Here is an 11,767-nt window from a genome sequence, read left to right as displayed (position 1 = left end):
GGCTTCGAGCCGCTGCTCAAGCTTGGCCGGCCGGTAGTATGGGTGGACATCGTCCTTCCTCCGTGAGATTGGGCGCCCCTTGGTGGGAAAATCGAGGGGCGCGTAACCTAAAATTTCCGTGGCGCGCTGATTTACCCGCGCCAGCGCCGGCGCCTAAGTCCACCGCAATGTACAGTTGCAGCCACCCGCGCCAGACCACTACTTACAGTCGATCTGGCGCAGGCGCTTGTCCGGGGCATCGGAGCCCTTTTAGTCCGGGGCATGGGAGCCGGTGCTTATGACGCACACCAGCCTGGCGGCAGGGCTCTTCGTCCGCGCCTTGCATGAGCGGGATCTGGCTTTGGCCGAGCGATGCGTCGTGCTGCATACTGTGCCCTGACCGCCGTGAGGTGAACTGAGCATCGAGGCTAAGGAGGAGGCGCTGCCTCACTGCTTCACTAATGCCCGAATTAGGCACGCCTCGTTGGTCAGGGGCAAAGTGGTGGAGGTGGCAACCACTTCGGAGTCCAACAGGACGGCATGTCCACGCGAGCCAAGCACTCTGCCACCCCACAAGGGGGCCCAAGGGTTTTCCGGGCCTAATGCTTTACGGTCGGAGCTATAGCCACGTCTCCCAGATCGTATTGCCCCACCCACCGGTATCCCCACACGATTGAAGCTGGCTCGGGCAGATCTTCCAACCTGACCTCCGGGACATTTTCGTTCTGACACGAAAGCAGAATGTCCTGGTGATCGGGAAGATCGTCAACCATGTGGGTGAGCCAAGGGCGGATGTGAAGGCTTCCGTCCCAGAGCGTGAAGGCAGCGAATGGCCAATTCTTGTAAATTACCATGTGGCTGGCCTCCACCACCTTGTAGTAGAAAAAGTCCTCTCCCGCAGAGAGGTAAACGCCTGCAGAAGGGACAGCCTCATCCTCTTCCTCGCGTCGAAGCAAGATCGGCTCCTTTGGGAAGTGCGGCTTCCCATCAATGGTAACCGGCTGAGGCAGCAGGCCGTGCTGAGCCATTCGCAGAACATCTTCTTCGCGCATGCCAAGCAATTCGGCGACTTCTGTTACCCTCAAATATTCGTCGGACATGTGGTTCCTTTCATTACGTTGGTCCGACCGGGATGTGGCCCCGTCGCGCTTCACGCGCTAGGTACGTTCTTCGCAATACTATAGGGGAAGGCAATTCCTTCCCTCGCGATCGGCTCCGGATCGAGTGCGACCCCGCCAGCGCCAAAACCAGTGCCAAGCCCAAGGCAAAACCCGGAGTGTTCAACCGGAGCTGCAGTTACTGCGGCTACCCACAACACGCGCGAGGCGCAAGCGCCCCCTCCAGGTCAGTCGAGCTTCAGCCTCTGCGAGCCGATGGCCGTGAGGCACTGGGCTAGCCAAACGGCGGTGAAGCTTCCTCGGGAGAGCTTGTTGGCGATATTCACCTCTTTCTCGTGAACGCCGATGTCTGCCAGCTTTTCAACCAGGTCGGCGTAGCTGAGCCCCCGCAGCTTCAGTTCGGCCTTCACGAGCCCGCTGAGCAGCCGCTGCCATTCGGTCTCGGTCACCGGGACATTCTCCACGGAAAAAATATTGCTCGACCTATTGCGCGGCGCAGTTTCATATTTATATATCTCAAACCTCAAGTTTTATACTCAAAACGATATATTGCAGATCACTCAAGCCTGACTAGGAACCCACGACATGACCATCGACCAGACAACCGCAAAAGTGCTGACCGACCTCCTGCGCGAACTCTCCTCAGAACTGGACCTCCATTATGACGACGACAATTTCCACGCCCTTGAGCCGACGATCGAAACGTTGCGGCAGGCCGCTACCCTGATGATGGACGCCGGCCACGAGGCGCCCGAAGTCTACCACCATGTCATGGGCCGCTTCGAGCGGATGACTCGCTCCTAACATAGCGATGAAACGGCCGTATTTCACGGCACCCAGCCCCGCTCCTCCACAGGACTTTAAAAATGCTTGAACCCTTCGACCCCTCAATCTCTAGCTCCGGCTATCTGGCGCTTGCGCGAAACCGTCATCAGACCGGGACATCCAGGCTGAGCGAGGATCTGGCCTGGATGCTGGACGACGAGGCCTACAACTGCGGCCTTAACAAGGAGCACGTCGACATGCTGACAGACCCGGCCAACTGGAGCGCCACCTTGCGCGATGAGAACCGGAAACCCCGGGTGTTCCTCGACGCCCGCATTAACCAGAGGGGCTATGCGGAGATTAACTGGGCGCGCGGTGATTTGGAGATCCTGTATGACGAAGACTTTCTGGCGAATTACGCGGCCACAGCCCGCTCCCCCAACGCGGTTTCGGGGCGAGGACTAGGGGAGCTGATGTGGTGGAGGCGGTATGAACTGCTTGTCAGCAATGTCACGATCAACAGATCTCCCACGGCCCAAGCTCTGTTGTATGCCCATGGCGCCCGTCTCAACGAACTCACTTCCTTCCTCGCCTCGCGGGTAAACCTGGTCGGAGCAATGGCGCTGACCTTCACCTATCGGGCTGGCGCGATAGTCGCTGCGGACTTTGTACCGACCATCTCATTTGACCAACTGCATGACTTCGTCCAGGAGCGAGGCCAGCGGAAAGTGGTTAGGATGCGGGAGGCCGTCGAACGTATCGTGCCGAAAGAATGATCCTGGATCATCGTCCGGCGTTCCGCCTCACGTGGGTCACGCCCCCTCCTCAAGAAATCGATGATCGTTCCATTATGCTTCTCAGCGCCAACATTCACCGACCGATCTCGCCACCATTGCCGATCGCCAGCGGCTCCCTGCCGACGCCTACAAGGGCTCAGCGGGCGCCGTCTGCTCGAAAGGAATTCATGGCACGCTCCAGCGCAGCCCGATGGATTTTCCGGCGGCATTTCTGTCCTGCAACCTGCATGTTGGCCCGAGCATTTTGGAACAAGCTCAGCGCCCGGATCTTTCGATGGCTCGCGCGCCTGGGGGCAGCGTCGGAAGGAGTATACCTTTTTTCGAGAGAAAGGACTGGGTAGCGGCGGGAATAGTGCCGACCAAGGCACGAGTAAAAATTCGGATTTTTGACTAATAGCACTCGCGCTCGTAGTGCATCGGGCCGAAAAAGGGCTCTTGCCCTGTAGTATCGTACAGATTGCCCATCGGCACCCCGCGCCCGCCCCCTTAGATGCGGCCTACAAACGCGTTTAGGCACCAGGCGATCTGCATGACGTATGACACGATTTCTTACCCGCCCCGGGGGCTCTCGAGACATGAAGCTGCACGATATGTTGGTGTCGGATCAACACTCTTCGACGAGATGGTCGCTGATGGACGAATGCCTACGCCAAAGCACGTTAACAGCCGCACGATCTGGGACCGCGTTGCGCTTGACATCGCATTCACGTCCTTGCCCGACAAGAAGAGTGATCTACGGGCCCTTCTTGAACGGAGCAGCCGCGCGGCAAGGAAGACCTGAGGGCATAGAGCATCGGCTGCCGGCGCATAGTCAGAGACAAGGCCCTCGATCGACCGGAACGTCCGGTCGAAACACCGCGGCAACTGGAAGGATAATTGATGGCTAGGCCGTTCAAGAACGACCGATACCCCGGCGTTTCGTCGCGGGTCAAAAATGGAAAGGTCGTCTACCGCTACCGCGCCAAGAGCATGCCCGAGATTCGTCTTCCCGGGAAGCCCGGAGATCCGGAGTTCGAAGCCGAATACCAAAAGGCGGTCCAGGGCCTGGGTAGAAAAGCTGCGATCATCGACTTGCCAGGTCGAGCGCTGCCGAAGACCTTTGGTCATGCCGCAAGACGGCTTGAGGGCACGATGGAATGGCTGGACTTTGACAGTGCGACCCAGCAGAAGAACGCACGACTGATCGAACGCTTTCTGAACCTGAAGGTCGAGCCCGAATACCCTCTGACCTGGCGCGACACTCCGGTGGAGCATCTCGACGCAGATCGGCTCCGCGCTGTCATCGAAGCCATTTTCGCGACCAATCGCACCGTTGCAAAGCACATGTTGGTGGCGATCAAGAAGCTGCTGTGGATCGCGACGGAAGTTGAAAAATGGATCAAGGCGCAGGATGACCCGTCGCTGTCGATCCGAGTGCGCGTGCCCAAGTCCACGAGGAACCCAGCCTGGCCAGTCGCCGTCCGGGAGAAATTTGAGGCGCGACATCCGATCGGCACCCCTGCGCGCACATGCTACGCGTTGGGCTTTTGGCTCGGAAACCGGCGCGGCGACATCGCAGCGCTGGAGTGGAACGATCTTATGACCGAAGAGATCGAGCTGTTCGATGGCTCATTGGAATTGATCGAAGCCTTCGACTTCCGCCAGAAAAAGAACCGCAATCGACACGGCGGTCGAGAAATGTTCATTCCGGTCGTCGACAAGCTGGCAGAGGCGCTGGAGCCGCTCGACCGTTCCCAAGGCGGTACCGTCTTGAAGAATGCCTACAAAACGTCGTTCTCGGAAAAGAGCCTGACCGGGATGATGCAGCACTGGACCCGGCAGGCAGGAATTCCAGACGGCTACACCCTCCATGGCTTGCGCCGCACCTTCGGAACCTACCTCGCCGAATGCAACATCCAGGCGCGCGCCATTATGGAGGCTATGGGCCATTCCTCAATGACGGTGACTGATGACTATGTCCGCGAGGCTAACAAGAAGCGGATCGCGGTGGATATCGCTCGTGCCGTCAACGAACGGGAGGCTAAACGCGATGCGATGAAGCGCCGCACAGCCATTCAGGTCGTCAGGCAGCCATTAGACGGCTCACGCTGAGCGTTTGGGCTTAGCCAGCCAACTGCATGGCTTTGGGCGCGACGCGAGGTCACGCTGACGTCCGTCTTCACATTAAATTAGGCGCAAGTTAGCGCGGCTATCGTCCCGATCTGGTCGGACTACTGGCCCGGCCAGTCCCCAAATCAGCCCTTCAAGCTCATCTGGTGGGAGATGCAGAAGGGCCGCAATTTCGTGCTTTGTAACTTTCTCGCTCCACAGGTGAGCGAGAATTTTCCTCCAAACCGCTGATGTCTCGCGCTCGATACCGTTTGGCTCGCCACTTCGATAGCCCCGGCGGCCTAGCTCAATGCAGGCAGATTTGTATTGCCACTCGCTAAGCAAATCTAACGAACGAAGCCTGTAGGCCATCGCCATCGCCGAGACCCGCCAGCGGGCCTTTGCGCGAATAATAAGATCGACGGTGATGAACCGTGGCATACGTGAACGCACATCGTTTTCCGGCATCAAAAATGCCGAAGCGAATTGGTTCGCCTCGCGTTCGGCGGTTCTTGATAGCTGAGAGCCGGCGTGGCGGTGCATCACCAAGTGGCATAGCTCATGGGCAGCATCAAAGATGCTGTGTTCCGCAGTTTTGTAGTTGTTCAAAAAAACAAATGGACGTTCGTCGCGCCAGAATGAGAAGGCGTCCACCGAACTAGTCGCTTCCGAAAGGGAGAACACTCTAACCCCTTGGACTTCCAAAAGACCAAGCATGTTGCCAACAGGCTTTTCTCCTAGGCTCCAATAGGCGCGCAGAGTGCGTGCAGCTGCTTCTGGGTCTGTTTCGTAGCTGAGGTCCACCACGTTGGCGTCAGGCAGGCTAAACTGCCCCTCAAGCCAATCGCTCAATTGTAAGCCAAGGCGGCCGGCATTGATGGCGGCATCGCGTTCCTTTGAGCTCATTTTCGAGAGGCTTCGAAAACTGACAGCCGTAGTATCGAGTTCGTCAGGGTCATCAAGATAGAAGAAGGCCGTCGGATAGGCGAGCGCTTCCGCAAACCTATCCACTGTAGCCTCGTCGGGCTCATTCTCTCCATTCTCGACGCGCGACACAGTGATCGGCGACAAGCCGGCCGCCTCAGCGAGTCCCTTGCCGGTCACCCGCCGCCGTTTCCGGGCGAGGATGAGTCTTTTCGGATTGAATGCCATGACACTTTATTTCTTACGAGCAACCTGCGGATCGAAATCGGCGGCGTCATCGTCGTCAAGCGACAACTTCGGCTCTTTGTGGAGGTCGCTGCCGTCAGAGAGGTAAAGGCGCTCCACAAAGTGTTGGAAAGTGCCGTTCTTAAGGAGCGGGCAGCTGAGTTCCACTGCCCCGTTAGGGGCCACCATCAAGTAGTAGACGGTCCAGCCGGCCTCGGCGACGGCGGGGGCATAGTGCGGGAGACCGCCGAACAGATCGTTGCCGACGCACAGACGCTCGGCGCCGGCACCTTTGGTAGAACGCGGCTTGGGCGGGTGGTCGTCGTTGCAAGCAATGTCCACATTGGCGAAGACTATTTTGATGCGCTTGGCCTCGTTCTTAATGGTCTCGACGCCGTTGGTGCGATCAAGCACCCAGACCTTGCCGACAAACTCATTCCTGAGAGCGAAAGTGCCGAAGTGATAGGACAGAGTGCCGGCCGTGTTCGCGGGATGGTAAGGCGTGGTATCGGCTGCCGCGCCGACTGCCGTAGCGCGTATGTTCAAGAGCTTGGCCTTATCAAGCTGAAGCTCTTCAAGGCGGGGCAGAACTTGCCAGTCCTCCCTAAGGATACGGGTCGGAACCATTTTGGGCATTTCAGGCACAACGGTTCTCCGTGTTAACGAATCTTCCCCTACGGTATGGTAAAAATTCTTAACACGCAAGCGCTATGCAACTTTTCCCCAAAGCTTGGCGCCGCCTTCTCAGCGCGCCGGTGACATATTGGCGGCGCGCTTCCTGCCGCCCTTCGGACCAAATTCTCTGGCGGCGGCGTTCTTACCGTTGTCGGCTTCGTCGCCGGTGTCGCAATGCGCATGACGCGGACGGTGTTCCGATCACGTCGGTCGGATACGTCTGGCATTTGGGTCCGGTCGGCAGCTTGCAGGCTGGTCGGTACCCGGCTTCTCATCCGCGCCACATGGTCAGGTGCCAATGCGAGGGTATTCGTTCTGATCGCTGGCATCGCCCTCTCGTACAGTTTTGCAGGAACAAAGCGAGTTTGCCCCGTTGTGCGGGCCCATAATGGGCCCACAACGTTATGGGCCAACGGCAATTTTCAAGAAAGAAATCAATAGTTATGGTGGGCCCGGAGGGACTCGAACCCCCAACCAAGCGGTTATGAGCCGCCGGCTCTAACCATTGAGCTACAGGCCCCACGCGGGCTGGATTAATGTTTTTCCTTCGACGGCACAAGGCTTTCCCTGCGGGCTTTCACAGATCGCCCAAATCAGCCCATATTCGCGCCCTAGTTGAGCATCCGCGACAGGATCGCGGACCAAGGAGATTTTCATGACCAGACACCTTTTGCCTCTCGCGCTCGCCGCTGCAATCGCTTTTCCGGCGATGGCTGGAGCCGCCGATTTGCCGACGCCGCCCCGCATCATCGTGTCCGGCGAAGGCGAGGCAACCGTCGCTCCCGATCTGGTGGTGCTGACGCTCAGCGTGATGCGCGAAGCCAAGACCGCGCGCGCGGCGCTCGATGCCAACAACGACGCCATGGCCGCGGTGATCGCGGCGATGAAGGCGGCCGATATCAAGGATCGCGACCTGCAGACCGCCGGCATCCAGATCAATCCGCGCTACAACTACACCAACAAGCCGGACGGCAGCCAGGAGGCCGAGCTCGTCGCTTACCAGGTCACCAACACGCTTTCGGTGCGCGTGCGCGACGTCGATAAGACGGGCGATATCCTCGACAAGGCGGTTTCGCTCGGCGTCAACCAGGGCGGCGGCATCGCCTTCACCAACGACAACCCGTCGGCCACCGTCAGCGAGGCCCGCAAGAAAGCGGTCGCCGACGCCATGGCCAAGGCCAAGACGCTGGCCGAGGCCGCCGGCGTCAGCCTCGGCCGGGTGCTTGAAATCACCGATCAGAACATCAGGCCGATGCCGATGCCGATCAACGCCAAGGCTTTCGATGCCGCGGCCGGCGCGGCTCCGGTGCAGGCCGGCGAGAATTCCTACAACGTCCAGGTCACCGTCACCTTTGAACTGAAGTAACGGCGACGGAAGCAACGGTCTCCATCGCCGGCGCTGACCACGACGGATGATCCACGGCCGATGCGAAAAACCCCGCGGGATCGCTCCCGCGGGGTTTGTCGAGCCACACCCGTCCGATGAGAAAGGGGCTCTGCTACCAGAGGCTTCAGCGATCGATGACGGGGCAACCGCGCTCATTGGCGAACACGATGACGACGCGGTCGCCGTACTGACGGCCCATGACCTTGACCGTGCGACGGTTGACGTCGACGATGCGGGCACGGCGCAGTCCCATGCGGTCGGCCTTGTCGAGGGCACGTTCGGGCGAACAGCCGCGGCGCCAATCGTCACGGCGTTCGTCACGGCGGTAGCGATAGCCGTCGTCGCCGGCATAGACGCCGAACCGCGGATCCTGGTTGTTGCCGAAACCAAGATAGAGGCTGTCGGCATGGGCGGGGATGGCGGCCAGCGTGGCGAGCCCGACCAGCGCCGAAAGGGCCGCCGTCTTGATCGTGGTGTTCATGGTTCTCTCTCCTTGTTGCGGGCTAATGCCCGTCCTCGTGAAACCGATGGTGGGAGAATGCACTCGCCTGTCTGAACTATTTACGAACCCGCCGTTCATCTGCGGTTCATGTGGCGGGAAAGGAAACCTCCGCCGGTTTTCGAACAATGCGCCTCAAACGGCCTGCCCTGCGTGGTTCCGGCGCGCCTTGCCGACGCCAGCCTCAGGGCTCGTCGTCGAGCATATAGTCAAAATAATCCTCCGGCTCGGCGAGGTCGGTTTCGCTCGCCTTGACCCGGCCGCGCATCGAGATGCCGGCCTCATGCACGGTCTCGGCACTGCCCGACACCAGACGGTGCCACCAGTAGAGATCGCGGCCCTCGGCAACCAGCCTGTAGGCGCATGTGCTGGGCAGCCAGCTGATGGTACGCACGTTCTGCGGCGTCAGGCCGACGCAATCGGGAACGCGCGCCAGCCGGTTGGCGTAGTCGGCGCAGCGGCAAGTCCGCGCATCGAACAGCCGGCAGCCGACGCTGGTCCAGTAGATTTCGCCCGTATCCTCGTCCTCGAGCTTCGACAGGCAGCATTTGCCGCAACCGTCGCAGAGCGATTCCCACTCGGCCGGGCTCATCGCCTCCAGCGTCTTTGTTTTCCAGAACGGTGTTTCCATCCCGGGGATGTGGCCCCAGCAATCGCCAAGGTCAAGCATCGCAATGGCCGCAATGGGGCTACACCCCAGCCGAATGACACGAAGTTGCCTCCAAAAGGCCGGCCAATCGCCCTGTACGGCCCCTACCCATGGGCGGCTGGAACCAATTTCGTTAAAATCGGTTTTCGGCAAGGATGGGACCCCACAAGGAGAATTTTCAATGAAACGCCAACCACGGATTCTGGCAGGCACCGCACTTGGCCTGTTGATGGCATCCGCGCCGTTAGGCGCATCCCCGCTGCAGGGAAGTGCTGCGTTCGGCTCCATGCAACGCGGCGCCCTGCCAATCATCCTGGCCCAGGCGGCGTGTGCCGAGGGCGAATCAGCCGAAGCCTGCGCACAGAAGCAGCAAGGAGATCAGAAACCCGAGCGCAAGAAGCGTGAGCAGCAACAGACCGAACAGGCGCCCGCCAGCCAGGCCGCCCCCGCGACCGAGGAGCAGCAGCCGCGCAAGAAGAAGCGCGACCAGCAACAGCAACAGACCCAGCAGGCTCCCGCCGCTGAGGCCGCTCCTGCGACCGAGGAGCAGCAGCCACGCAGGAAGAAGCGCGACCAGCAGCAGCAGCAGCAGCAGACCCAGCAGGCTCCCGCCGCTGAAACTGCTCCCGCAACCGAGGAGCAGCAGCCGCGCAGGAAGAAGCGCGACCAGCAGCAGCAGCAGACCCAGCAGGCGCCCGCCGCTGAAACCGCTCCCGCCACCGAGGAGCAGCAGCCGCGCAAGAAGAAGCGCGACCAGCAGCAGCAGCAACAGACCGAGCAGGCGCCCGCTGGTCAGGCGGCACCCGCCAATGACAACCAGCCGGTCGAGAACCCGCGCAAGAAGCGCAAGCAGGACCAGCAGATCGAGGCTGCGCCCGCCGAGCAGGCACCGGCCGCCGAACCCGGGCAGAAGCCGGACAAGCACAGGAAACCGGCTGGGACGAACCAACCGACGCCGGAAGCCACACCTTTGCCGACCAACAAGGAAGCCCCGGCTGAGCAGCCGGCGCCGAAGGCCGAGCAGGCTCCTGCCGGCCAGGCTCCCGCCCAAGGCGAACAGCCGCAGGACGAGACGAAGAGGAACGGCAGGAAACCGGTAGGCGAGCAACCGGCGACCGGCGAGCAGCCTGCCACCGGCGAACAGCCGCAGACCGGGAAACAACAGCCGGCGACGGCTGAACAGCCCGCCACCGGCGGCAAGGCCGCGCCTGCCCAGGGCGAAAACCCCGTGCAGGGCGAGGCGCCCGCCGACAAGAACGCCGCTCCCATTCTCGACAGCCAGAAGGATGCCGAGCGCAAGGGCGGCAGAAAGCCCGCCAACCAGAATGGCGGGCAGCAGAATGGTGGCCAGAATGCCCAGCAAGGCACCGAGCAGGGGCAGAAGCCCGCAGTCGCTCCGGTCGACCAGGGACCGCCTCCAACCGACGACAAGGCCGCTCAGCAGGAGATCAGGACCGAGAAGATCGTCCCGGTGACGCAGGAGAAGGGCAAGCGCCTCGATCGCGCACCCGACGAGAACATCCGCGACCGCCGCCGGCCCAAGGGCGTCGATGTGCTCAAGGAGATCGGCGACCGGGTCATCATCCAGCTCAACGACCAGACGTTCGTCCAGCACAATGATCGCCCGCGCCTGACCCGCGGCGCCAGGGATGTCTATTACGAGGACCTGCCGCAAGGCCGCACCCGAGAGACGGTCGAGCGAGACAATGGCATCCGGATCGTCACCATCCGCAACCACTACGGCGACATCCTGCAGCGGTCGCGCATCACGCCCGACGGCCACGAATATGTGCTGAGCTATGTCGACGAGAGGAGCTATGAGGATGAAAACGACTGGCGCGATCCCGGCGATGACCTGCCGCCGATGCGGCTGACCATCCCGCGCCGCGATTACATCCTCGATTCCGAGGATGTCCAAAGTCCGGACGACTACTACACCTTCCTCGAGCAACCGCCGGTGGAGAAGGTGCAGCGCCTCTATTCGATCAACGAAGTCAAGCGGTCGGCCCGCGTGCGTGATATTGCCCGGCGCATCGACCTCGACACGCTGAACTTCGAATTCGGCTCGTCCTCGATCTCCGACACCGAGGTGCAGAAGCTCCAGGGCGTCGCCGACGCCATGGAGAAGCTGTTGAAGAAGAACCCGGCCGAGACCTTCCTGATCGAAGGCCACACCGACGCCGTCGGCACGCCCGAGGCGAACCTCGCTCTGTCGGATCGCCGCGCCGAAGCGGTCGCCGAAGCGCTGACCAATGCCTTCGGCATCCCACCGGAGAACCTGACGACACAGGGCTATGGCGAGGAGTATCTGAAGGTCAACACCTCGGCGCCCAATCGCGAGAACCGGCGCGTCGCCATTCGCCGCATCACCTCGCTGGTGGCGCCGGTGGCGAGCAACAATCAATAGTTCAGCTGTTTCCAGGGCTTGAGACAGCACCTGGACTCAGATTGACAAGAAAGACCCCACCCCGGCGAACCGGGGTGGGCCAGAGTTCAGGTCCCTCGCGCAAAAGAAGTTTTGTAGCGGCATAAGAGCCGCCTCATTGAATCGGAGCGGGGCAAACCCCAAATTCTGGACCGGGCGTTCCCTGCCCCGTCCCGACTCCAGCGGGACGCATTGAGCCCCGCCGGTCCCCTCGCCGGCGGGGTTTTGCTTTGACG

At 60.9% G+C, this 11,767-nt stretch carries 12 protein-coding genes and 1 tRNA gene; 6 read left to right on the top strand and 7 right to left on the bottom strand.

Annotated elements, in window-relative coordinates; all coding sequences use genetic code 11:
• Nucleotides 1-578 precede the first annotated feature (578 nt).
• Nucleotides 579-1,079 carry a helix-turn-helix domain-containing protein gene (locus FJ938_RS07300; RefSeq protein WP_140610662.1) on the bottom strand — a complete coding sequence of 167 codons (501 nt, stop codon included), beginning with the start codon at nucleotides 1,077-1,079 and terminating at the stop codon, nucleotides 579-581.
• A gap of 245 nt (nucleotides 1,080-1,324) precedes the next feature.
• Nucleotides 1,325-1,546 carry a DUF6471 domain-containing protein gene (locus FJ938_RS07295; protein ID WP_140610661.1) on the bottom strand — a complete coding sequence of 74 codons (222 nt, stop codon included), beginning with the start codon at nucleotides 1,544-1,546 and terminating at the stop codon, nucleotides 1,325-1,327.
• A 136-nt stretch (nucleotides 1,547-1,682) separates the two neighbouring features.
• On the opposite strand from FJ938_RS07295, the gene FJ938_RS07290 reads away from it, so the two are divergent.
• From FJ938_RS07290 to FJ938_RS07275, 4 genes are all read left to right on the top strand, one after another.
• Nucleotides 1,683-1,901, top strand: coding sequence for a hypothetical protein (locus FJ938_RS07290; RefSeq protein ID WP_140610660.1), 219 nt, complete (start codon nucleotides 1,683-1,685; stop codon nucleotides 1,899-1,901).
• 62 nt (nucleotides 1,902-1,963) lie between these two features.
• Complete coding sequence (locus FJ938_RS07285) at nucleotides 1,964-2,638, top strand: hypothetical protein (RefSeq protein ID WP_140692452.1); 675 nt, start codon at nucleotides 1,964-1,966, stop codon at nucleotides 2,636-2,638.
• Nucleotides 2,639-3,188: 550 nt separating this feature from the next.
• On the top strand, nucleotides 3,189-3,440 hold the full coding sequence (locus FJ938_RS29835) for a hypothetical protein (RefSeq protein WP_140610658.1): 252 nt from the start codon (nucleotides 3,189-3,191) through the stop codon (nucleotides 3,438-3,440).
• Nucleotides 3,441-3,538: 98 nt separating this feature from the next.
• Nucleotides 3,539-4,750 carry a site-specific integrase gene (locus FJ938_RS07275; RefSeq protein ID WP_140692449.1) on the top strand — a complete coding sequence of 404 codons (1,212 nt, stop codon included), beginning with the start codon at nucleotides 3,539-3,541 and terminating at the stop codon, nucleotides 4,748-4,750.
• Nucleotides 4,751-4,822: 72 nt separating this feature from the next.
• On the opposite strand, the gene FJ938_RS07270 is transcribed toward FJ938_RS07275, so the two are convergent.
• From FJ938_RS07270 to FJ938_RS07260, 3 genes are all read right to left on the bottom strand, one after another.
• Nucleotides 4,823-5,899: an XRE family transcriptional regulator gene (locus tag FJ938_RS07270; protein ID WP_140610656.1), complete on the bottom strand. Its 1,077-nt coding sequence runs from the start codon at nucleotides 5,897-5,899 to the stop codon at nucleotides 4,823-4,825.
• Between the two features lie 6 nt (nucleotides 5,900-5,905).
• Nucleotides 5,906-6,532 carry a hypothetical protein gene (locus FJ938_RS07265; RefSeq protein WP_140692498.1) on the bottom strand — a complete coding sequence of 209 codons (627 nt, stop codon included), beginning with the start codon at nucleotides 6,530-6,532 and terminating at the stop codon, nucleotides 5,906-5,908.
• A 483-nt stretch (nucleotides 6,533-7,015) separates the two neighbouring features.
• A tRNA-Ile gene (locus tag FJ938_RS07260) sits at nucleotides 7,016-7,091 on the bottom strand.
• 135 nt (nucleotides 7,092-7,226) lie between these two features.
• Between FJ938_RS07260 and FJ938_RS07255 the strand changes: the two genes are divergently transcribed.
• Nucleotides 7,227-7,937, top strand: a complete 711-nt coding sequence (locus FJ938_RS07255) for an SIMPL domain-containing protein (protein ID WP_140692446.1) — start codon at nucleotides 7,227-7,229, stop codon at nucleotides 7,935-7,937.
• Nucleotides 7,938-8,082: 145 nt separating this feature from the next.
• On the opposite strand, the gene FJ938_RS07250 is transcribed toward FJ938_RS07255, so the two are convergent.
• Together FJ938_RS07250 and FJ938_RS07245 are read right to left on the bottom strand one after the other, a co-directional pair.
• Nucleotides 8,083-8,439 (bottom strand): hypothetical protein, encoded by a 357-nt coding sequence (locus FJ938_RS07250; protein WP_140692443.1) that lies wholly within the window; start codon nucleotides 8,437-8,439, stop codon nucleotides 8,083-8,085.
• 202 nt (nucleotides 8,440-8,641) lie between these two features.
• Nucleotides 8,642-9,088 (bottom strand): YcgN family cysteine cluster protein, encoded by a 447-nt coding sequence (locus FJ938_RS07245; RefSeq protein ID WP_140692496.1) that lies wholly within the window; start codon nucleotides 9,086-9,088, stop codon nucleotides 8,642-8,644.
• A gap of 199 nt (nucleotides 9,089-9,287) precedes the next feature.
• On the opposite strand from FJ938_RS07245, the gene FJ938_RS07240 reads away from it, so the two are divergent.
• On the top strand, nucleotides 9,288-11,513 hold the full coding sequence (locus FJ938_RS07240; protein ID WP_140692440.1) for an OmpA family protein: 2,226 nt from the start codon (nucleotides 9,288-9,290) through the stop codon (nucleotides 11,511-11,513).
• Nucleotides 11,514-11,767 lie beyond the last annotated feature (254 nt).

Source organism: Mesorhizobium sp. B2-4-14, from assembly GCF_006442155.1.
Taxonomy (GTDB): Bacteria; Pseudomonadota; Alphaproteobacteria; order Rhizobiales; family Rhizobiaceae; genus Mesorhizobium.
This window is presented reverse-complemented; position numbering and strand designations above follow the sequence as displayed.